18 protein-coding genes are annotated in these 20,364 nt (G+C 66.3%); 12 read left to right on the forward strand and 6 right to left on the reverse strand.

Going from position 1 to position 20,364, the window contains the following annotated elements; translation table 11 throughout:
• Nucleotides 1-7 precede the first annotated feature (7 nt).
• The 4 genes from VARPA_RS11900 (at nucleotide 8) to VARPA_RS11915 (ending at nucleotide 7,230) form a co-directional block, all read left to right on the forward strand.
• A complete protein-coding gene (locus tag VARPA_RS11900) occupies nucleotides 8-5,263 on the forward strand; it encodes a DNA repair ATPase (RefSeq protein WP_013540809.1) in 5,256 nt (1,751 codons plus the stop codon).
• Nucleotides 5,263-5,961 (forward strand): phospholipase D-like domain-containing protein, encoded by a 699-nt coding sequence (locus tag VARPA_RS11905; protein ID WP_013540810.1) that lies wholly within the window; start codon nucleotides 5,263-5,265, stop codon nucleotides 5,959-5,961. The genes VARPA_RS11900 and VARPA_RS11905 overlap by 1 nt, the downstream gene beginning before the upstream one ends.
• Nucleotides 5,961-6,734 (forward strand): hypothetical protein, encoded by a 774-nt coding sequence (locus VARPA_RS11910; protein WP_013540811.1) that lies wholly within the window; start codon nucleotides 5,961-5,963, stop codon nucleotides 6,732-6,734. The genes VARPA_RS11905 and VARPA_RS11910 overlap by 1 nt, the downstream gene beginning before the upstream one ends.
• Nucleotides 6,735-6,849: 115 nt before the next feature.
• Complete coding sequence (locus tag VARPA_RS11915; RefSeq protein WP_013540812.1) at nucleotides 6,850-7,230, forward strand: VOC family protein; 381 nt, start codon at nucleotides 6,850-6,852, stop codon at nucleotides 7,228-7,230.
• A 29-nt stretch (nucleotides 7,231-7,259) separates the two neighbouring features.
• On the opposite strand, the gene VARPA_RS31350 is transcribed toward VARPA_RS11915, so the two are convergent.
• From VARPA_RS31350 to VARPA_RS11925, 3 genes are all read right to left on the reverse strand, one after another.
• Complete coding sequence (locus tag VARPA_RS31350) at nucleotides 7,260-7,406, reverse strand: hypothetical protein (protein ID WP_013540813.1); 147 nt, start codon at nucleotides 7,404-7,406, stop codon at nucleotides 7,260-7,262.
• A gap of 123 nt (nucleotides 7,407-7,529) precedes the next feature.
• On the reverse strand, nucleotides 7,530-8,303 hold the full coding sequence (locus VARPA_RS11920) for an alpha/beta fold hydrolase (RefSeq protein ID WP_013540814.1): 774 nt from the start codon (nucleotides 8,301-8,303) through the stop codon (nucleotides 7,530-7,532).
• Nucleotides 8,304-8,474: 171 nt separating this feature from the next.
• Nucleotides 8,475-9,041: a LuxR C-terminal-related transcriptional regulator gene (locus VARPA_RS11925; RefSeq protein WP_013540815.1), complete on the reverse strand. Its 567-nt coding sequence runs from the start codon at nucleotides 9,039-9,041 to the stop codon at nucleotides 8,475-8,477.
• A 104-nt stretch (nucleotides 9,042-9,145) separates the two neighbouring features.
• On the opposite strand from VARPA_RS11925, the gene VARPA_RS11930 reads away from it, so the two are divergent.
• The 3 genes from VARPA_RS11930 (at nucleotide 9,146) to VARPA_RS11940 (ending at nucleotide 11,727) form a co-directional block, all read left to right on the forward strand.
• Nucleotides 9,146-9,958: a CoA transferase subunit A gene (locus VARPA_RS11930; RefSeq protein WP_013540816.1), complete on the forward strand. Its 813-nt coding sequence runs from the start codon at nucleotides 9,146-9,148 to the stop codon at nucleotides 9,956-9,958.
• Between the two features lies 1 nt (nucleotide 9,959).
• The gene (locus VARPA_RS11935; RefSeq protein WP_013540817.1) at nucleotides 9,960-10,598 is read left to right on the forward strand and encodes a 3-oxoacid CoA-transferase subunit B; all 639 of its coding nucleotides are present in this window, start codon (nucleotides 9,960-9,962) and stop codon (nucleotides 10,596-10,598) included.
• Between the two features lie 73 nt (nucleotides 10,599-10,671).
• The gene (locus VARPA_RS11940; RefSeq protein ID WP_013540818.1) at nucleotides 10,672-11,727 is read left to right on the forward strand and encodes a DUF4241 domain-containing protein; all 1,056 of its coding nucleotides are present in this window, start codon (nucleotides 10,672-10,674) and stop codon (nucleotides 11,725-11,727) included.
• A gap of 12 nt (nucleotides 11,728-11,739) precedes the next feature.
• Here VARPA_RS11940 and VARPA_RS11945 read toward each other — a convergent pair whose 3' ends face one another.
• The 3 genes from VARPA_RS11945 to VARPA_RS11955 all read right to left on the reverse strand — a co-directional run bounded on the left by VARPA_RS11945 (nucleotide 11,740) and on the right by VARPA_RS11955 (nucleotide 14,950).
• A complete protein-coding gene (locus VARPA_RS11945) occupies nucleotides 11,740-12,906 on the reverse strand; it encodes a pyridoxal phosphate-dependent aminotransferase (protein WP_013540819.1) in 1,167 nt (388 codons plus the stop codon).
• Nucleotides 12,907-12,957: 51 nt separating this feature from the next.
• Nucleotides 12,958-13,968: a virulence RhuM family protein gene (locus tag VARPA_RS11950; protein ID WP_013540820.1), complete on the reverse strand. Its 1,011-nt coding sequence runs from the start codon at nucleotides 13,966-13,968 to the stop codon at nucleotides 12,958-12,960.
• 73 nt (nucleotides 13,969-14,041) lie between these two features.
• A complete protein-coding gene (locus tag VARPA_RS11955; RefSeq protein WP_013540822.1) occupies nucleotides 14,042-14,950 on the reverse strand; it encodes a LysR family transcriptional regulator in 909 nt (302 codons plus the stop codon).
• 181 nt (nucleotides 14,951-15,131) lie between these two features.
• On the opposite strand from VARPA_RS11955, the gene VARPA_RS11960 reads away from it, so the two are divergent.
• From VARPA_RS11960 to mmsB, 5 genes are read left to right on the forward strand one after another with little or no spacing between them, the layout of a single operon-like run.
• Nucleotides 15,132-16,655: a CoA-acylating methylmalonate-semialdehyde dehydrogenase gene (locus VARPA_RS11960; protein ID WP_013540823.1), complete on the forward strand. Its 1,524-nt coding sequence runs from the start codon at nucleotides 15,132-15,134 to the stop codon at nucleotides 16,653-16,655.
• The gene (locus VARPA_RS11965; RefSeq protein WP_013540824.1) at nucleotides 16,652-17,044 is read left to right on the forward strand and encodes a lysozyme inhibitor LprI family protein; all 393 of its coding nucleotides are present in this window, start codon (nucleotides 16,652-16,654) and stop codon (nucleotides 17,042-17,044) included. Before VARPA_RS11960 ends, VARPA_RS11965 begins: the two co-directional genes overlap by 4 nt.
• Entirely contained in the window at nucleotides 17,041-18,195 is a 1,155-nt protein-coding gene (locus tag VARPA_RS11970; protein WP_013540825.1) for an acyl-CoA dehydrogenase family protein, read from the forward strand. The genes VARPA_RS11965 and VARPA_RS11970 overlap by 4 nt, the downstream gene beginning before the upstream one ends.
• Before the next feature lie 29 nt (nucleotides 18,196-18,224).
• On the forward strand, nucleotides 18,225-19,340 hold the full coding sequence (locus VARPA_RS11975; RefSeq protein WP_013540826.1) for an enoyl-CoA hydratase/isomerase family protein: 1,116 nt from the start codon (nucleotides 18,225-18,227) through the stop codon (nucleotides 19,338-19,340).
• Between the two features lie 37 nt (nucleotides 19,341-19,377).
• Entirely contained in the window at nucleotides 19,378-20,274 is an 897-nt protein-coding gene (gene mmsB, locus VARPA_RS11980; RefSeq protein WP_013540827.1) for a 3-hydroxyisobutyrate dehydrogenase, read from the forward strand.
• The last annotated feature ends 90 nt before the right edge of the window (nucleotides 20,275-20,364 follow it).

Here is a 20,364-nt window from a genome sequence, read left to right on the forward strand (position 1 = left end):
CCGATCCATGCAACCCACCGACGAAACGGGAGCGCCGCCCGGCGCCCAGGCGCCGACCGACCAGACCGAAGCCCTGGTCTCCGGCAGCGGCAGCTACGACCTGCTGAAGAAGCGGCTGGAAACCCAGGGCGAAGGCCTGCTCAAGAAGACGCAGGCGCTCAACGAGCAGCGCCTGGCCGAATTTGGCCGCTCCGACCAGACGCTGATCCTGCGCACCCGCGCGCGCACCGAGAACAACGCCGTGGCGCGCGACATCGTGCGCATCGGCGACCTGCTGCTGTTCGGCTACAACGTCTTCATCGGCCTTCGCAAGGAAACGGCCGTGGGCGACGTGTTCGGCCTTTACCGGCTCGCAGCGCCCGGCGAAGCCGCCACCGAGAACGACGAGCTGCAGCCGGTGCCGCTGGCTGGCACCTTCCTCGAAGACACGCGCTTCGCCTCCGACTTCCGCGAGCTCTACGCCTACTACAAGCAAGCCACGCTGCTGCAACTGCGCGTGACGCAGGACAAGCTGCTCGCCTCGTTCCAGATCGGCCAGCAACTGCACGACGTGCGCGTGTTCCGCTGGGCCATCGAGCGCGACGGCAGCATCCACTACATCGACAACCGAGGCGAGCGCGACATCGCGCTGCCCGCGAGCCACGATTTCGAATGGACCGTCGCCACGCGCGAAGACCACGTCGGCGGCAAGCACCCGCATGTGAACGTGCTGGACACCGTGTTCGTCGAAACGCTGGGCGGCGACCTCACGATCAAGATCGAGAACAACACCGAAACGGGCCTCGGTATCTACAGCGAGCCGGTGGAGGACAAGAGCCAGTCGCTCACCGACGCCGAAATCGCCTGGGCCAAGCTCGGCATGCTGATCTTGCTGCGCGTGAAGCCCTACCGCGAGCAGGTCACGCGCTACCTGGTGTTCAACATTCGGAAGCAGCAGGTCGAGCGCATCGACGCCATCGGCGGCTCCTGCGTGCAGCTGCCCGAAGACCACGGCATCATTTTTCCGGGCGGCTACTACCTGCAGTCGGGCGAGTACAAGCGCTTCGATCTGCCGGCCGACGTGGTCGAGCACCTTCGCTTCAAGCGCATGCTGCGCTCGCCCAACGGCGAGGACGTGGCCTATGTCTTCTACGACCCGAAGCCCGGGCGCTATGCGCTCTTCAACTACAACCTGATCGAAAAGAAGCTCGCCACGCCGATCATCGCCAACGGCTACGCGCGCTTTGCGGACGGCCGCATCCTGGTGTTCAACGGCGACGACGGCGAACCGACGCGCGTCCACCCGATGCAGCTGTGGCAGACGCCGTTCGCCAGCGAAGAACATGTGAGCGCGCAGCCGCCCGCCACCGGCTTCTTTGGCAAGATCGGCAACGCCGAATTGGTGCGCGGCGTGAGCGACCTCATGGGCATCGCGCGCGCGGTGCGCGAGCAGGCACCCACGCGCGCTGCCTACGAAGACCTGATCCGCCAGTGCACCCGGGTGAGCGACGCCTACTTCTGGCTCGACGCGCCCGAAGCCACCGGCCTCATGGCCGAGCTGCGCAGCATTGCCGACGTGGCGCGCAGCACGCTGGCCGAGTTCGAGAAGGTCGACACCATCCGGCGCGAAACCGCGCGCGCATTGGCGCGGGCCGAAGACGCGCAGCATGCGCTGCTGGTCGACATCGCCAGCACCATCTGGCGCGCGCCCGACGATTTCGTGAAGGCGCTCGGTCGCCTGCGCGAACGGCGCGGCGCGCTGCAGATGCTCAAGGAGTTGCGCTACGCCGACCTGCCGCGCATCGCCGCGATGGATGCTGCGCTCGAGGTCGAGCAGCAGCGCATCGGCGAACGCGCGATGCAGTTCCTCGCGGCCGACACGGCCTTCAACGGCCAGCGCCAGGCACTCGACAAGCTCGCGCTCGACCTGCCCAACCTGGCGACATCGCCTGCGCTCGGGCAGATGCTCGCTACGCTCGACGAGCAGGCGGCGGGCCTCGATCTGCTGACCGAGCAGTTGGGCAGCCTGCCGGGCGGTGACGCGGTGATCCGCACGTCCATCCTCGACCGCATCTCGCTGATCTACGCCGACATCAACCGCATGCGCGCCGATGCGCGTGTGCGGCGCAAGTCGCTGGGCGCGACCGAGGCGCGCGCGGAGTTCGGCGCGCAGTTCAAGCTCTTCAGCCAGGCGGTCGAGAACGCGCTGGAGTTCGCCGACACACCCGAAAAGTGCGACGACGCGCTCACGCGCCTGCTGGCCCAGCTCGAAGAGATCGAGGGCCGCTTCGCCGAGCAGGAAGATTTCCTGGCCGACATCGCCGAGAAGCGCGAGACCGTGTACGAGGCGCTCTCCGCGCGCCGGCAGAGCCTGGTGGAAGCTCGGCAGCGCCGCGCGCAAGGCGTGGTCGATGCGGCGGGCCGCATCCTCGACGGCATTCCGCGCCGCATCGCGCAGTTGGCCGACCTGACGCAGGTGCACAGCTACTTCGCGGCCGATCCGATGATCGGCAAGCTGCGCACGCTGATCGCCGACCTGCGCACGCTGGGCGCCGCGGTGCCGGCCGACGAGCTCGACACACGCTTGAAGACCGCGCGCGACCAGGCGCTGCGTTCCATTCGCGACAAGCGCGAGCTGGTGAGCGAGGGCGGCGACACGCTGCGCCTGGGCCGCCACGCCTTCACTGTGCACCGCCAGCCGGTGGACCTGACGCTGGTGGCCCGCGACGAAGGCATGGCCTACCAGGTGACGGGCACCGACTACCAGAGCCCCGTGGACGAGCCGCGGCTGCTGCCGCTGCAGCGCTACTGGAACCAAGCGCTGGTATCGGAGACGCCCGAGCTGTCGCGTGCCGAATACCTCGCCGGTCGGTTGCTGGAGGCATTGCTCGACGGCAAGGCCGAGCGCAACTGGGCTGACGTGCTCACGCTGCTGGCCGAAGACCCGCTGCATCCGCAGCTGCTCGACATGGTCCGCCGCTTCGCTGCCGCGCGGTATCAGGAGGGCTACCAGAAGGGCATCCACGATGACGACGCACTGCGCCTTTTGGGCGCGCTCGTCGCGATGCAAGACCAGGCCGGCCTGCTCGCCTGGGGCCCGACCGAGCGCGCGCTGGCCTTGCTCTATTGGCAGCACGGACACCTGATCGCCCATCGCGAATCGATGCTGCGCCGCGCGCGCGCCGCGATGCAGATGCAGACCCTGTTCGGCCGGCGCGATGCGCTGGAGCAGCTCGAAGCGGACACGGCGCGTGCGCTGAAGCACTTCGCGCACGACGTGGTGCCCGACATGCTGCCGCTGGCCGAGACCGCGAGCGAAGAAGAGCGCGAGGCGCACCAAGGCCGCGTGTCCACGCTGTGCGACCAGGCCGCCGCGTACCTCGTGCGCGAGTTGGCCGGCGAGCGCGGCGGCGAAGCCTGGGCCGTCTCGGGTGCGGGCGAAGACTTGGCGGCCGCGCTGCTGCGCGAGCTGGAACGCGGCGGCCGGCGCGATGCCTGGCAGCACGACCTCGACGCCGCACCGCCCGCGGAGCGCTGGCGCCTCGCGCGTGACTGGGTGCGTGCCTACGCCGTGCACCAGGCGCCGCAGTCGATCGACTGGGTCGACGACGCGGCCAGCGTGCTGGCCATTCCGTTGTCGCGCACCCGCGTCAACGCGGCGCTCGACCGCACGGTCGAAGGCCTGCGCGGCGAGCATCCGCGCGTGGCCGATGGGCGACTGACGCTGAACCTCAACGACTTCTGGCGCCGCTTCCTGTTCCACACCATGCACGCGGTGCCGGGCTACGAGGCGCTGCAGAGCCTCCGCCACGAACTGCTCGAGCGCGAGAAGGCGCGGCTCAAGCTCGGCCAGTTCCAGGCCAAGCCGCTCTCGACGTTCGTGCGCAACCAACTGATCGACGAGCTCTACCTGCCCATCATTGGCGACAACCTTGCCAAGCAGATCGGTTCGGCGGGCGAGGGCAGCCGCACCGACCGCATGGGCCTCCTGCTGCTGATCTCGCCGCCGGGCTACGGCAAGACGACGCTGATGGAGTACGTGGCGGACCGCCTCGGCCTCATCTTCGTGCGCATCAACTGCCCGGCGCTCGGCCACGGCGTGACAGCGATCGACCCGGCCAACGCGCCCAACAGCGCGGCAAGGCAGGAGCTGGAAAAGCTCAACCTCGGCCTCGCGATGGGCAGCAACGTGATGCTGTACCTGGACGACATCCAGCACACGAGCCCCGAGTTCCTGCAGAAGTTCATTGCGCTGGCCGACGGCACGCGCCGCATCGAGGGCGTGTGGAACGGCGAGCCGCGCAGCTATGACATGCGCGGCAAACGCTTCGCGATCGTGATGGCCGGCAACCCGTACACCGAGTCGGGCGACGTGTTCAAGATCCCGGACATGCTGGCCAATCGCGCCGACATCTACAACCTGGGCGACGTGCTCTCGGGCCGCGAGGCGGCGTTCGCGCTCTCGTACATCGAGAACAGTCTGACCTCCAACCCCACGCTGATGCCGCTGGCCTCGCGTGACCCGAAGGACGTGCAGTTGCTGGTGAAGATGGCGCAGGGCCACGACGTGCCGAGCAGCGCGCTTTCGCACGCGTACAGCGCGGTCGAGCTGGAAGAAATCAAGGCGCTGCTGCAACGGCTGTTCCGGGCGCGCGACCTGCTGCTGAAGGTCAACCTCGCGTACATCGAATCGGCCGCGCAGCAGGAGAGCTACCGCGTCGCGCCGCCCTTCAAGCTGCAGGGCAGCTACCGCAACATGACCAAGCTCGCGGGCAAGATCACGCCGCTGATGCGCGACGACGAGCTCGATGCGCTGCTTCGTGACCACTATCGCGGCGAAGCGCAGACGCTGACCACCGGCGCGGAAGAGAACCTGCTGCGCCTCGCGCAACTGCTCGGCAGCCCGACGCCGGAAGAAAGCGCTCGCTGGAAAGCCATCTGCGAGGAGTTCGTGCGCCAGCGCAAGCTCGGCGGCGCCGACGTGGACGGCAGCCAGCGTATCGCGAGCAGCATGCTCGACGTGGCGCGTGCGGTCGAAGCGCTCAAGCCAGAACCCAAGCCTGTCGCAGAAGGCCCGAGCGAAGGCCAGCGCCTGGCCGACGCCATGCTCCAGATCGCAGTGACCTACCGCGAGCTGATCCTGCCGTTGGTGACCGCCACGGAGCGCCGGCTCGAGCTCGACCGGTCGATCAAGCAGGACATGGAACGCCTCGCGGCCGAGGTGCAGGCGAGCCGCGCGGCACCCAAGCGCACGCCCCCGCCCAAACCAGACAAGGATCACTGATGTCCGCACTGCCCGAACTGCTCGCCCAGCTCGACGCCACCATGGCCGACGCGCGCCTGAGCGACGACGAGCGCCGCGTGCTGGTCCATACGTTGCGCGAAGCCTCGCCGCCCGAGGACGGCCTGCGTCAACTGCGCAACCGTGCCTTCGACCTGGTGCGCGCGCGCACCGCCGACCCCGAGCAGCTGTCGCTGCTCAAGTGGCTCGAAGGTGTGGTCCGCTCGATCGACACGGGCCGCTCGCCCGATGCGATCGCGGTGCACTCGCAGGCCTTCTTCAGCCCTGGCACGGCTTGCCTGCAGGCAATCAATCAGCAATTGAAGGCGGCGAAGCGCTCGATCGACCTGTGCGTCTTCACGCTGTCGGACGACCGCATCACCGCCGAGGTGCTGGCCGCGCAGCGGCGCGGCGTGGCGGTGCGGTTCATCACCGACAACGACAAGGAGTTCGACCGCGGCAGCGACGTCGGGCAACTGCGCGCGGCCGGCATCCCGGTCGCGGTGGACCGCACCGAGGCGCACATGCACCACAAGTTCGCCATCTTCGACGGCGCGCGGCTCATCAACGGCAGCTACAACTGGACGCGCAGCGCCTGCGAATACAACGAGGAGAACGTGATCCTCAGCAACGACCCTTCGCTCGTTCGCCGCTTCGCGGACGAATTCGACACCTTGTGGAAAGAACTGCAGGCCGACTGATGGCGAGACGAATCGACTACGACTGGGAGCTGCCTCCCGAGATGCAGCAGCGCCTGGGCGGCACCACCTACGGGGCGCAGCGCGTCATTCACGAGCAGGGCCACCTGATGGTGATCCTGCACGAGCCGCCCACCGGCTCCGGCGCCGAGCGCAAGCCCGCGGTGTTCCTGCGCAAGCCCGATGGGGCGTGGCTGCACAAGGGCAACAACCCCGGAGAACGGGCGCTCGCCAAGCTGCTCGAGAGCTATCGCGCGGCGTTCAGCACCTTCGAGATCCGGCACCAGTCCGCGGAAACGGCGGAGGAGCTGTTTCAGATCCTCGGCCCGCTGATCCCGCTCACGCGCGCCGCGATGAACATGCAGGCGACGCTGCAGGCGGCGCGCGAAGCGGCCAAGGACGACCTGATGCTCATCGATCTGCGCGACCTGGCGGTCGAGATCACGCGCGGCATGGAGTTGCTGCTGGCGGACACCCGTATGTCGCTGGACTACCGCCTCGCGCACGCGGCCGAAGAACAGGCGCGTGCGGGCATCGAGGTGAGCCGCGCGCAGCACAAGCTCAACACCATCGCCGCGCTGACTTTTCCGCTGATGGCCATCGGCGCCGCCTTCGGCATGAACCTGCACAGCGGCGCGGAGAACCTGCCGGCCTGGGTGTACTGGGTGATCTTCGCGGCCGGCATCTGCCTGGGCGTGATGCTGCGCGGCTGGGTCAAGGCGCCAGCGGCGCCGCCGGTCGTTGCAAAGCCGGCATCCACGCTGAAGAAGAAATAGGGCGAACAGAGGGCGGGCCTTCGTGATTCGCGAGGTCCCGCTGCTGAATGGGCACTTCTCTTCATCGCGATCTGCTTCTAGAGTCGCCTGCTTTCGCACAAGCAGAAAGACTTCCATGATCGACCACCTGGATCACCTGGTGCTCACGACCGCCAACGAAGAAGCCTGCGTGCGCTTCTACGTCGACGCGCTGGGCATGACGCTGGAGACCTTCGGCGCCGGACGCAAGGCCTTCCGTTTCGGCAACCAGAAGATCAACCTGCATGTGAAGGGGCACGAGTTCGAGCCGAAGGCCGATGTACCCACGCCCGGTTCGTTGGACCTGTGCTTCATCGCCAGCGTGCCGCTCGAAGCGGTCATCGAGCGCCTGGGCGAGAAGGGCGTGGCGATCATCGAAGGCCCCGTGATGCGCACGGGCGCGACCTCGCGCATCCGCTCGGTCTATGTGCGCGACCCCGACCTGAACCTCATCGAGATTTCAGAGCTCGCGCCCTGAAATCCGCACCCGACGGCGCCGTGCCGCGCCTATGCCTTGACGCCGAGCACCGACAGGATGATCGCCGCCAGCGTCAGGGTCACCGGCAGGCGGTGCGCGGCAATGGCGTGGACCTGGGCGGCCGACAGCTTCGTTTGCTGAAGGAGGTTCTTTTTGGAATGAAGTGCTGTGGACATATCAAATACTCCTGAGTGACTGCGAACGGCTTGTTCGCATGGGTTCAAAGATAGACCTCCGGGTGGGGCGCGGCACGGGGCTTTTGTCGACGCGGCGTTTCCGTTTTCGCAACGATCCGCGGGTCACGGCCTGGAACTTCCCGCTGCCTCCAGGATCAGGTTGGCGATCCGGTCGGGGTGCGAAATCAGCGAGAGATGGCTGGATTCGATCTCGATCGTCTTCGCCTTCATCCGCTTGGCGAGAAAGCGCTCCAGCTCGGGCGAAGTGGTGCGGTCCTGGGTCGACACGGCGTACCACGACGGCTTGGTGCGCCACGCGGCCTGCGTGGTGCGCGAGGCGAACAGCGTGTCGGAGATGCGGCCCTGCACGGCGTACAGCACACGTGCCTTGGCCGGGTCGAGATCGCCCGCGAAGTCGCGCAGGAACGCCTCTTCGCCCAGTTGCGCAAAGCCGTTCGCCTTGACCAGGCCGGCAGTGGCGGGCGGCGTGGGGAACTTCGCGGCGAGCGCGCCGTAGTCCTCGCCTGCATCGGGGGCACGCGCGGCCACGTAGACCAGCGCCGACACCTTGGGGTCGACACCGGCTTCGCTGATCACCGTGCCGGCCCACGAGTGGCCGACCAGCACGGTCGGGCCGTCCTGCAAGGCCAGGATGCGCCGCGTGGCCTCCACGTCGTCGGCCAGCGAGGTCAGCGGGTTCTGCACCGCGGTGGCCTTCAGGCCCGCTCGCTGCAGCCGCCCGATCACGTCGGACCAGCAGGAGCCGTCGGCGTAGGCGCCATGCACCAGCACCACGTTGCGCACGCCCGGCGCCAGCGTCTGCGCGAGGCCGCGGGTGGAAAGGGTGGATGCGGCAACGCCTGCGACGATGGCGGCGGAGAAAGAGCGGCGGTTCATGGGGCTGGGTCCTTGTGCAGGGAGTGGGGTAGGGGAACTGATGTCCCGTACTTTCGGAGCCGCACGTTCCGCGCGAATTGCGTCCGCCCGCACTTCGATGCAGATGAAGCGGGCGCGGATTACAGACGAAACATGAGGCCGGCCCCGCGGGGCCGGCTTGCTGCGCAGGAGTCAGCCCGCGATGAGCTTCTGAACCAGCTCCGCGGTCGTCGCCGCCGCGTACTTGCGCATCAGCCGCGCCCGGTGCAGCTCGACCGTGCGGTGGCTGATGCCCAGCGCCTTGCCGATTTCCTTGGAGGTCAGCCCCTGCATCACCTGCGCCGCCACCTCGCGCTCGCGCGGCGTGAGCTCGGCCTTCACGGCGCGGCGCGAGCCCAGGTCCTCGAAGGTCCAGATGCCGGCTTCGTGCGGCGCCGCGCGGTTCATCGCGTGGCCGGTGACGTGGCACCAGAAGGTCTCGCCGGCGATGGCGCCGTGCAGGCCGCCCAGGCGCTTCATCATCCGGTTGTCGGCGTAGTGCCCGCTGGCGTTCAGAAAGGGTTCCATGCGCTTGCCGATGCGCTCGAACTCGGCCACGCTGGGGTAGAGGATGCTGAACGAATGCCCCACCAAGGCGGAGGGCGTTGCGCCGAAGATCTCGCACACGCGCAGGTTGCACGCCACGATGGTGCGGTTGCTCGAAACCACCATGCCGACGGGTGCATGTTCAAAAGCCAGCCGGTAATCGATCTCGGGCATCGGGGGTCACCATTACGAAATACTACGTATACGGGTACGTAGTATCGTTGACGGCTTCCCACCCAATCACCCACCCACTCTCACCATTCCATCAAGGAGCCCGAGTGAACAAGATTTATCCCTCCGCAGACGCGGCACTCAAGGGGGTCGTGGCCGACGGGCAGATGCTCGCGGTCGGCGGCTTCGGCCTGTGCGGCATTCCCGAAGCGCTGATCGAGGCGCTGAAGGACTCCGGCGCGCAGAACCTCACCGTCATCTCCAACAACGCGGGCGTCGACGGCTTCGGCCTCGGCAAGCTGCTCGAGACCCGCCAGATCAAGAAGATGATCGCGTCGTACGTGGGCGAGAACAAGGAGTTCGAGCGCCAGTACCTCGCGGGCGAACTGGCCCTCGAATTCACGCCGCAGGGCACGCTGGCCGAAAAGCTGCGCGCGGGCGGCGCCGGCATTCCGGCCTTCTTCACCAAGACGGGCGTGGGCACGCAAGTGGCCGAAGGCAAGGAACTGCGCGAGTTCGACGGCGAGACCTACGTGATGGAACGTTCGCTGGTGCCCGACGTGGCGCTGGTGAAGGCCGACGTGGCCGACAAGTCGGGCAACCTGCGCTTCCGTCTCACGGCACGCAACTTCAACCCGGCCGCCGCGATGGCCGGCAAGATCTGCATCGTCGAGGTCGAGAAGATCGTCGAAGTGGGCGAGCTGGCCCCCGACGACATCCACCTGCCGGGCATCTATGTGCACCGCATCGTGCTCAACAGCAATCCCGAGAAGCGCATCGAGAAGCGCACCGTGAGCGCCGCGGCGCCGGTCGATGCCGCCGCCGCGAAGGTCGAGGCGCAGGCCGCGATCGCGCAGGCCGCGGCCGGCAGCGAGCAGCCCGTGCCCACCGTGCCCGTCAACAAGAAAGAAGGAGCCTGAGATGCCCTGGACCCAAGACCAGATGGCGGCCCGTGCCGCGCAAGAACTCGAAGACGGCTTCTACGTGAACCTCGGCATCGGCATCCCGACGCTGGTGGCGAATCACACCGGCACCAAGGAAGTCTGGCTGCAGAGCGAGAACGGCATGCTGGGCATCGGCGCCTTCCCCACTGAAGACAACGTCGACGCCGACCTCATCAACGCCGGCAAGCAGACCGTGACCACCATCCCCGGCTCGGCCATCTTCGGCAGCCACGACAGCTTCGCGATGATCCGCGGCGGCAAGATCAACCTGTCGATCCTCGGCGCGATGCAGGTGAGCACCGAAGGCGACCTCGCCAACTGGATGATTCCCGGCAAGATGGTCAAGGGCATGGGCGGCGCGATGGACCTCGTGGCCGGCGTAAAGCGCGTGATCGTGCTGATGGAACACGTCGCCAAGAAGAAGGACGGCACCGAGGACTTCAAGATCCTCGAGAAATGCACGCTGCCGCTGACCGGCGTGGGCGTGGTCGACCGCATCATCACCGACCTCGCGGTGATGGACGTGGTGCCCGAAGGCCTGAAGGTGGTCGAGCTCGCGCCCGGCGTGAGCTTCGATGCGCTGCAGGCGAAGACGGGTGCCAAGCTGATCCAGTAAAGGCGCTCGCATCCGACACCGACAAGGGCCGCTTTCGCGGCCCTTCGTCATGGCGGGATGAGAAACTGCGCGCATGGCCTACCTCGACATCGACAACCTCCGCACCATCTTTCTCGACGACGAGGCACTGCGCGCCGTGCATCTGCAGCGTCAGCCTTGCGGCGCCGTGAACATCACGAGCGGCCGCGTCGTGGCCTGCGATCCGTTGGTGCAGCCCGAGCGCCAGCCCTTCGCGCGCGAGCTGCAGGCGCGCGGCGCGTTCCCCGTCGAAATACTGCACGACAAGGGACAGCATGCACTGGCCGTGCTGTGGCTGCGTGACCGCGGCAGCCTGCGCGCCGCCGACCTGAACTGGCAAATGGCGTTGATGGAAGGGGAGTCGCTCGACGCGCTGGGCGACGACGAGTTCTACGGTTACCCGGTCGACGCCGGCCTCGGCTGTTTCATGGACCCCGACGCCGCCATCGCCATGGCCGAGCGCGACAAGCGCGAAGCCGGCAATCCCGACTACAGCAACTACTACGACGACGTGCTCGCCGGCGAGATGGGCGATGCCGACGTCGTCGACCACTATCCGCTCGGGCCGGGTTCGGCAAGCAACACGGTGATCTTTCGCTCCGGCTGGGGCGACGGCAGCTACCCGAGCTTCTGGGCACTCGACGCGTCCGGCGAACCCGTGGCGCTCGTGACCGACTTCATGACGATGACCGGCGGCGACGCGCGCGACGAAGACGACAAGCGCAGCGATGCCTACCAGGCCAGCCTTTCGCCGGAAAAGCTCGCGGCGCTCGAAGCGCTGGGTGCGGCCGCGGTCGAAGGCGATGCCGCGGCGATCAAGACGCTGCTGGACGCCGGACTCGCGAAGCCCAACGAGATCATTCCTTCGTTCGGCGAAACCGCGATCACGAGCGCCATCCGCATGAACCAGATCGACGCGCTGCGCGTGCTGCTCACGGGCGTGCAAGGCCTGCCGATGCCGCCGCAGTTCTACCGCATGGACAAGGAAGAGAGCTACATCGACTACGCGCGGATGCTCAAGAAGCCGCGCGTCGAAGGGCTGATCGACCTGCTGGAAAAAGCCGCGGCGCCGGTGCCCAAGCCGGGGTTCCTGAAGCGCCTTGTCTCCTGAGCGATCAAGCGTTCAGGCGCCCAGCGCGGCCCGCACCTTGTCGCCGAGGCCGCGCAGCCGCTCGACCGGTTCGTTGGAGAACACGAAGCGCAGATACTGCGCGCCATGTGTCTCGCCCCAGCCGCGCATCGCCGTCGCGCAGACGCGCGCTTTCAACAGGCGTTCTGACAGCGTCTGCCCATCGATCCCGAAGTCGCTCGTGCGCAGGAGCAGTGACCAGCCGCCGCCCGGAATGCCGACCGGCAGGCCCTTGAGTTCATCCAGCACCGTGTCGCGCCTGCGCTCAAGCTCGGCCACATAGGGCGCGAGCGTGCGTGCCGACTGCTCCAGCGCCGTTGCCACTGCGTCCTGCGCGATGCCCACCGGCACGACGACGTTGGCGAGCGACACGGCCACGAGATCGGGCATGTAGCTTTCGGGCGCGACGGTCCAGCCCACGCGCCAGCCGATCATGCGCAGCTCCTTGGCCGACGAACCCACCGTGATCGTGCGCTCGGCCATGCCGGGGAGGCCGGCCGGGTGAATCACCTTGCGGCTGTCGTAGAGCAGGCGCTCCATGGCCGTGTCGAGGATCAGGGTCAGGTCGTGCTGCACGCACAGCGCGGCGATGGCGCGCCAGTCGTCGTTGTCGAAGCAGCCGCCGGACGGCATCGACGGCGACATCAGCAGCATCACGCGCACACGAGGGCCGATGGCGGCTTGCAGCGCCGCGCGATCGAGCTTCCATTCGCCGCCCGGCGTGAAGACGAAGGGCACGTACTTCGGCGTTCCACCCGCCAGCCGGATGCGATTGAGCAGGCCCGCATAGGTCGGATCGGTCACCAGCACCTCGTCGCCCACCTCGACCGTCGCGAGCAGCGCATTGAGGATGCCCGAGAGCCCGCCTGCGGAGATCACGCAATTGCGTGCGTTGTAGCCAACGCCCGAGAGCGCCGACACATGCCGCGCGGCAACCTCGCGCAATCGCGATTGACCGACGAAGGGCAGGTAGCTGTTGTCCGAATCTTCCGAAGCCGCGCGCACGGTTCGTGCAACGGCTTCGGGGTCGGGCGGAATGTCGACGTCGAGGTTTTCGAGCCTGAGAAAGGGCGGGCCGTCCGCATCGTCGGCGATGGCGCCCATGCGGTCGACGCCGATGCCTGCGATGTGTTCGAGCCGTGCGGGACGGTGACGGGGCATGGGGTCTCCTTGGTCTCGGATGGATGCGAGGTCTGCCTGATCAGCAATCCATCATGATTTTCGGCCTTGCTTCGCCTGCGCTTCAAGGGCTTCCAGCGCTTTCAAATCCTCGGAATCCGAGTCGGCAGCTTCTGCATTGCGCCGTTGAATGTCGAAGGTGTCGTAGCGGTCTTGAACAATGCTCCTCATCTGGTCGGTGCTGATACTTCCGTTGTTCTTGAGCACGGGACGATCATTGAAATCGAGCAGTCGATCTATATTGCCGCGCCAATAGTGCAAGGTCAGTTCCTTGCGTTCCTTGACCCTCAGTTCGGCCTGCTCCAGAAAAATGATGACCAAGCGGTTGAGTGTGTCCACCTCGTCCGCGTTGAGGTAGTTCTTGGCGACGATCACATCGTGCCTTCGCACGCGCGAGCCGCTCCATGTGGAGAGCGCCATGTTGGGTGAGTTGGCGTCGGCCCGGGAAACCACGATTTCCGCGGCGGTTTTGCGTGTCACTGCGTAGAGCAGCTTGTTCTGCACTTCGGCAAAGAAGAGCTGTGCATTGCTGTCATCGACGCGATAGTCCGCGCTCAATGCAAATAGGTCGCGCACCTTTTGGTAGAAGCGCTTTTCCGACGCCCGGATCTCGCGAATGCGTGCGAGAAGCTCGTCGAAATAATCCCAGCCGCCAGGGTTCTTCAGGCGTTCGTCGTCCATGACGAAGCCCTTGACAAGATACTCGCCAAGGTGCGCCGTCGCCCACTGCCGGAACTGGGTGCCACGTGGGGACCGCACGCGATAGCCGATCGCGAGAATCATCGGGAGGCTATATAGCAAGGTGCTTCGGCGGACCTTCCGGGCGCCTTCGCTTTGAACTGTCAAGGATTCCTTGACGGTTGCCTCCACCTTTAACTCCTGCTCCGCAAATATGTTCTTCGCGTGAAGGCTGACGTTTTGCTTGGTGGTGGCGAAAAGTTCGGCAATTTCGATCTGCGAAAGCCAGACATTGCCATCGAGCGCACGTAGTTGAATTCGAGCCAATCCGTCGTCGGTTTGATAGAGGATCAATTCACTGCGCATGCCGTGAGTTCTTTCTGCACGATGTATTCGGTCTTGATGGATGCACAGCGGATATGGCCGGGGCGCGAGTTGGTCATTTTGTGTCCACCGCGCTGTCGGGCAAGAGGAGTTGCCGTTGTGCCGCAGCCGTTTCGCGCAGGAATTCCCATACGGTCTGCATGCGTGCCAGGTGCTTGGTTTCTGCCGGCATCGACATCCAGAAAGTTCGCGTGAAATTCGCTTGCGCGGGCAGCACTGTGCGCAACCCTTTGTCGCCATCGGCCACGAAGGCCGGCAATACCGCGATCCCCGCCCCGGCCACCACCGCGCTGTGCTGCGCCAGCACGCTCGTGCTGCGAAGCGCAAACGCATCGGGACGATGCAACTCATCGAGGTACTGCAGCTCCTTGCTGAACAGCAGATCGTCCACGTAGCTGATGAAGGTGTGGCCCCGCAGGTCCTCGCGCGTCTTGATCGGCTTGTGCGCCGCGAGGTACTGCTTGGACGCATAGAGCCGCAGCGTGTAGTCCGTGAGCTTGGTGACCACCACCGGCCCGCGCGCCGGGCGTTCCAGCGAGATCACGATGTCGGCCTCGCGCCGCGACAGATGCACCAGCCGAGGCATCGCGAGCAGGTCGATGGTGAGCTTGGGGTGCTGCGCCGCGAAGAGCGCGAGCTGCGGCGCCAGCACCACCGTGCCGAAGCCTTCGGTTGCGCCGATGCGCACCAAGCCCGACAGGCCTTCCTGCGAGGCCGGCGCGGTGCTCTCCACGGCCTGAAAGGCGCTTTCCATCGCCTCGACCTGCGGCTGCAGCCGCCGGCCCGCCTCGGTGAGCCGGTGGCCGCCCGCTTCGCGCGAAAAGAGCGGGGCGCCGACTTCCTTTTCGAGCGACTGGATGCGCCGCGCGACCGTGGTGTGGTCCACCTCGAGCCGGCGCGCGGCGCTCATCAGCGTGCCGGAACGGGCCAGTTCCAGGAAGTAGCGCAGGTTGTCCCAATCCATGTGCGTGCTTGTCCTCGTATTTGCGTGCGTCCGCTTGCATGGAGGATCTGCATTTTTGCAAAGCCGTGGCGCATATTTGTCTATTGTCATGGCAAATCTGCAAAGCTAGGATGCGGGCTGCACCGGCTTGCCCGGCATCGCCTTTTTCAGATTTCGCAGAGATTCACAGGAGACAAAACCCATGGACGCCACGACCACCCCTTCGACCCAGATCGCCACCGTCAAGCTCTTGATCGGCGGCAAGCTTGTCGAATCCAAGACCACCGAATGGCGCGACATCGTCAACCCGGCCACGCAGCAGGTGCTGGCTCGCGTGCCCTTCGCGACACAGGCAGAACTCGATGCCGCCGTGGCTTCTGCCAAGGAAGCCTTCAAGACCTGGCGCAAGACCCCCATCGGCGCGCGCGCCCGCATCTTCCTGAAGCTGCAGCAGCTCATCCGCGAGAACATGGGCGAGCTGGCCGCGATCCTCACGGCCGAACAGGGCAAGACCCTGCCGGACGCCGAAGGCGACGTGTTCCGCGGCCTCGAAGTGGTCGAACACGCATCGAACATCGGCAACCTGCAACTGGGCGAGCTGGCCAACAACGTGGCCAACGGCGTCGACACCTACACGCTGCTGCAGCCGCTGGGCGTGTGCGCCGGCATCACGCCGTTCAACTTCCCCGCGATGATCCCGCTGTGGATGTTCCCGATGGCCATCGTCACGGGCAACACCTTCGTGCTGAAGCCTTCCGAGCAAGACCCGATGGTCACCATGCGCCTGTGCGAACTGGCGCTCGAAGCCGGCATTCCGTCCGGCGTGCTGAACGTGGTGCATGGCGGCGAGGCCATCGTCAACGGCATCTGCGACCACAAGGACATCAAGGCGATCAGCTTCGTCGGCTCGACCAAGGTCGGCACGCACGTCTACAACCGCGCCACGCTGGCAGGCAAGCGCGCGCAATGCATGATGGGCGCGAAGAACCACGCGATCGTGATGCCCGACGCGAACAAGGAACAAACGCTCAATGCGCTCGCCGGTGCGAGCTTCGGCGCGGCGGGCCAACGCTGCATGGCGGTGTCGGTGGCGGTGCTGGTGGGCGAAGCCCGCAACTGGGTGCCCGATCTGATCGCCAAGGCCAAGACGCTGAAGATCGGCGCCGGCACCGAGAAGGGCGTGGACGTGGGCCCGCTGGTTTCGTGCGCTGCGTACGACCGCGTCAATCACCTCATCGAACGCGGCCTGGCCGATGGCGCCGAGCTGGTGCTCGATGGCCGCAAGCCCACCGTGCCCGGTTACGAGAAGGGCAACTTCGTCGGCCCGACGATCTTCACCGGTGTGAAGCCCGGCATGACGATCTATGACCAGGAAGTGTTCGGCCCGGTGCTGTGCATTGCCGATGCCGAGACCATCGACGAAGCCATCGAGCTGATCAACAGCAACCCGAACGGCAACGGCACGGCGATCTTCACGCAGTCGGGCGCTGCCGCCCGTCGCTTCCAGGAAGACATCGACGTGGGCCAGGTCGGCATCAACGTGCCAATTCCGGTGCCGGTCCCGATGTTCTCGTTCACCGGTTCGCGTGCATCGAAGCTCGGCGATCTCGGCCCGTACGGCAAGCAGGTCATCATGTTCTACACGCAGACCAAGACCGTGACGGCGCGCTGGTTCGACGACAGCACTGTGAGCCAGGGCGTCAACACCACCATCAGCCTCAAGTGAGGAAAACGCTTCGCGTCGCGGCCTGGGGCGTGGTCGCTGTGCTCGCTTTGCTCGCCGGCAGTGCGCAGGCGGCCGCCGATGCGGACGACTGCAATCCGAATGGCAATCAGCAGCAGATGAACGCCTGCGCGGCGCGCGATTTTCGTGCAGCCGATGCCGAGCTCAACATCCGCTATGGCGATGTGATGAAGACGCTCTCGCCGCAGATGCGCGTTGCGCTGCGGAACGACCAGCGCGCATGGCTCAAGGGCCGCGACCCTGCGTGCAAGCGGGCTTCGAAAGCGAACGAAGGCGGCTCCATCTGGCCGCTGGTGTTCAGCACATGCCTGGAGAAATCGACCCGGAAACGGACCGCCGAACTGGATCGCTGGAAGGGCCGCGAACAATGAACTTCGAACTGTCCGAAGAGCAAAACGCCTTTGCGCAGACCGCGCGCGACTTTGCGCAGGCTGAATTCGCGCCGCATGCGGCGCAGTGGGACGCCGAGGCCATCTTCCCGAAGGAGGCCATCGCCAAGGCCGGCGAGCTGGGCTTCTGCGGGCTCTATGCGCCCGAGCGCGTCGGTGGCCTTGGCCTGCCGCGGCTCGATTCGGCGCTGGTGTTCGAGGAGATGGCCGCGGTCGATCCGTCGACCACGGCCTTCATCACGATCCACAACATGGCGACCTGGATGCTCGGCACCTGGGCGACCGATGCGGTGGCCGCGCAGTGGGGCGAAGACCTCACGAGCGGGCGCAAGCTGGCTTCGTACTGCCTCACCGAGCCGGGTGCCGGGTCGGATGCGGGCTCGCTGAAGACCCGTGCAGAGTTGCAGGGCGCCGAGTACGTCATCAACGGCGGCAAGGCGTTTATCTCCGGTGCCGGTTCCACCGACGTGCTGGTGCTGATGGCACGCACCGGCGGTGCGGGTGCAAGCGGCATCTCCGCCTTCGCGGTGCCGGCCGATGCACCTGGCGTGAGCTACGGCAAGAAGGAACACAAGATGGGCTGGAACAGCCAGCCCACGCGCACCATCAACTTCGACAATGTGCGTATCCCGGCCGAAAACCTGCTGGGCAAGGAAGGCGAGGGCTTTCGCATCGCGATGAAGGGGCTCGACGGCGGGCGCATCAACATCGCGACCTGCTCGGTAGGCGCAGCGCAGGGCGCGCTCGATGCCGCGCGCCGCTACCTGCATGAACGCCAGCAGTTCGGCAAGCCGATCGCGAGCTTCCAGGCATTGCAGTTCAAGCTGGCCGACATGGCGACCGAACTGGTTGCCGCGCGCCAGATGGTGCGGCTCGCCGCATCGAAGCTCGACGCGGGCCATGCCGACGCCAGCACCTACTGCGCGATGGCCAAGCGTTTCGCGACCGATGCGGGCTTCAACGTCTGCAACGACGCGCTGCAGTTGCACGGCGGCTACGGCTACCTCAGCGAGTTTCCGCTGGAGCGCCTGGTGCGCGACACTCGCGTGCACCAGATCCTGGAAGGCACCAACGAAATCATGCGCGTGATCGTTGCGCGAAAATTGCTCGAAGGCGACAGCGACATCCGCTGACCGCCCCGCAGCCAGAACCCCTCAAGACAATGACCGACTCCGTAGTTCTCTTCGACGAAATCAAGACCGCCGGCGGCAAGCGCTTCGCCACCGCCACGCTCAACGCCCCCGCATCGCTCAACGCGCTCTCGGTGGACATGGTGCGCCTGCTCACGCCCAAGCTGCGCGAATGGGCGAAAGACGACGGCATCGTCGGCGTGCTGCTGCAGGCCGCCGGCGAGAAGGCCTTCTGCGCGGGCGGCGACCTGCGCCAGCTCTATCAGACGCTGCTGGAATGCGGCCCCGCGCGCAACACCTACGCCGAAGACTTCTTCCGCGAAGAGTACGAGCTCGACTACCTGATCCACACCTTTCCCAAGCCGTTCCTGTGCTGGGGCCATGGCATCGTGATGGGCGGCGGCGTGGGCCTGATGTCGGGCTGCTCGCACCGCGTGGTGACGACGCAGAGCCGCATCGCGATGCCCGAGATCGCCATCGGCCTGTACCCCGATGTGGGCGGAAGCTGGTTCCTTCGCCGCACGCCGGGCCGCACAGGACTGTTCCTGGCGCTGACAGCCGCGAATCTCAACGCGTCCGATGCGATCTTCTGTGGGCTGGCCGATGTTCTGGTGCCGCAGGAGCGCAAGAGCGAGGTGCTCGACGCAATCACTGCCGCATCGTGGGCAGGCGAGAGCAAGGCCGACCGCGCCACGCTGTCGCGCATCCTCGCGAAGGCCGGTGAAGGCGCCGAGCTGCCGGCTTCGAAGGTGCGCGAGCACTACGACACCATCAACGCGCTGATGGCCGGCGACGATCTGCTCGACATCGCCAACCGCCTGCGCAATCTGCAGAGCGACGACCCGTGGCTGCAGTCCGCCTCCAAGACCTTCGTGAAGGGCGCGCCGAGCTCGGCCGCGCTGAGCTTCGAGCTATGGCAGCGCGTGCACCGCATGTCGCTGGCCGAGGTGTTCCGGCTCGAATACTGGGCGTCGCTCGGCTTCTGTGCGCACAAGGATTTCGCCGAAGGCATCCGCGCAGTGCTGATCGACAAGGACCGCAATCCCAAGTGGTCGCCCGCCACCATCGAAGAGATCACGCCTGCCTTCATCGAAGACCACCTGCGGCCGCGCGGCGAAATGCCCGCGGAGCTCGCCTCATTGGTCTGACGCCTCATTCATAAAAGACAACGGAGACAAACACATCATGAAGATCGCATTCATCGGCCTCGGCAACATGGGCGGCCCGATGGCCCTGAACCTGCTCAAGGCCGGCCACACGCTCAGCGCATTCGACCTTTCGGCCGAGGCCTGCAAGAAGTTCGGTGCCGAGGGCTTGCCCATCGCTAAGTCGGCTGCCGAAACCGTGGCCGATGCCGAAGTCGTCATCAGCATGCTGCCCGCCAGCGCGCACGTCGAGGGCCTGTTCCTCGGCGGCGCGGGCAAGCCTGGCCTGCTGGAAAGCATCGAGGCCGGCACGCTCGTGATCGACAGCAGCACCATCGCCGCCGCCACGTCGCGCAAGGTGGCCGAAGCTGCGGCTGCCAAGGGCGTGGCGATGATCGATGCGCCTGTGTCGGGCGGCACCGGCGGTGCGATCGCCGGAACGCTGACCTTCATGGTCGGCGGCGAAACCAAGGACCTGGAGCGCGCGCGACCGGTGCTGGAGAAGATGGGCGCCAACATCTTCCACGCCGGCGCAGCGGGTGCGGGGCAGACCGCGAAGATCTGCAACAACATGCTGCTCGGCATTCTGATGATCGGCACCTCCGAGGCGCTGGCGCTGGGCGTGGCGAATGGACTCGACCCGAAGGTGCTCTCCGAAATCATGCGCCGCAGCTCGGGCGGCAACTGGGCGCTCGAGAAGTACAACCCGATGCCGGGCGTGATGGAGACGTCGCCCGCCTCGAAGAACTACGCGGGCGGCTTCGGCACCGACCTGATGCTCAAGGACCTGGGCCTCGCCCAGGAGAACGCGGCGGCAGTTCGTGCTGCCACGCCGCTCGGTGGTCTCGCACGCAGCCTGTATGCGGCGCACAGCCTCGCGGGCCACGGCGCGCTGGATTTCTCCAGCGTGCTGAAGCTGGTGCAGAAGGCTTCCTGAAGGCTGCCTGTTTTCCGGCGCTCAGCCGAAATGGACCTTCACGGCCCACAGCACGCCGAGCACCACCGCGACCAATACGACAAAGACCAT

It is taken from the genome of Variovorax paradoxus EPS (genome assembly GCF_000184745.1).
Taxonomy (GTDB): domain Bacteria; phylum Pseudomonadota; class Gammaproteobacteria; order Burkholderiales; family Burkholderiaceae_C; genus Variovorax; species Variovorax paradoxus_C.

Excerpts from the sequence above, each read along its gene's own strand:
- VARPA_RS11950 (WP_013540820.1), bottom strand. The coding sequence starts at position 13,968 with ATGCGCAGTGAATTGATCCTCTATCAAACCGACGACGGATTGGCTCGA.
- VARPA_RS11925 (WP_013540815.1), bottom strand. The coding sequence starts at position 9,041 with ATGCCCGAGATCGATTACCGGCTGGCTTTTGAACATGCACCCGTCGGC.
- VARPA_RS11970 (WP_013540825.1), top strand. The coding sequence starts at position 17,041 with ATGAACTTCGAACTGTCCGAAGAGCAAAACGCCTTTGCGCAGACCGCG.
- VARPA_RS11945 (WP_013540819.1), bottom strand. The coding sequence starts at position 12,906 with ATGCCCCGTCACCGTCCCGCACGGCTCGAACACATCGCAGGCATCGGC.
- VARPA_RS11900 (WP_013540809.1), top strand. The coding sequence starts at position 8 with ATGCAACCCACCGACGAAACGGGAGCGCCGCCCGGCGCCCAGGCGCCG.
- VARPA_RS11935 (WP_013540817.1), top strand. The coding sequence starts at position 9,960 with ATGCCCTGGACCCAAGACCAGATGGCGGCCCGTGCCGCGCAAGAACTC.
- VARPA_RS11915 (WP_013540812.1), top strand. The coding sequence starts at position 6,850 with ATGATCGACCACCTGGATCACCTGGTGCTCACGACCGCCAACGAAGAA.
- VARPA_RS11920 (WP_013540814.1), bottom strand. The coding sequence starts at position 8,303 with ATGAACCGCCGCTCTTTCTCCGCCGCCATCGTCGCAGGCGTTGCCGCA.
- mmsB (WP_013540827.1), top strand. The coding sequence starts at position 19,378 with ATGAAGATCGCATTCATCGGCCTCGGCAACATGGGCGGCCCGATGGCC.
- VARPA_RS11955 (WP_013540822.1), bottom strand. The coding sequence starts at position 14,950 with ATGGATTGGGACAACCTGCGCTACTTCCTGGAACTGGCCCGTTCCGGC.
- VARPA_RS11905 (WP_013540810.1), top strand. The coding sequence starts at position 5,263 with ATGTCCGCACTGCCCGAACTGCTCGCCCAGCTCGACGCCACCATGGCC.
- VARPA_RS11975 (WP_013540826.1), top strand. The coding sequence starts at position 18,225 with ATGACCGACTCCGTAGTTCTCTTCGACGAAATCAAGACCGCCGGCGGC.
- VARPA_RS11910 (WP_013540811.1), top strand. The coding sequence starts at position 5,961 with ATGGCGAGACGAATCGACTACGACTGGGAGCTGCCTCCCGAGATGCAG.
- VARPA_RS11940 (WP_013540818.1), top strand. The coding sequence starts at position 10,672 with ATGGCCTACCTCGACATCGACAACCTCCGCACCATCTTTCTCGACGAC.
- VARPA_RS31350 (WP_013540813.1), bottom strand. The coding sequence starts at position 7,406 with ATGTCCACAGCACTTCATTCCAAAAAGAACCTCCTTCAGCAAACGAAG.
- VARPA_RS11960 (WP_013540823.1), top strand. The coding sequence starts at position 15,132 with ATGGACGCCACGACCACCCCTTCGACCCAGATCGCCACCGTCAAGCTC.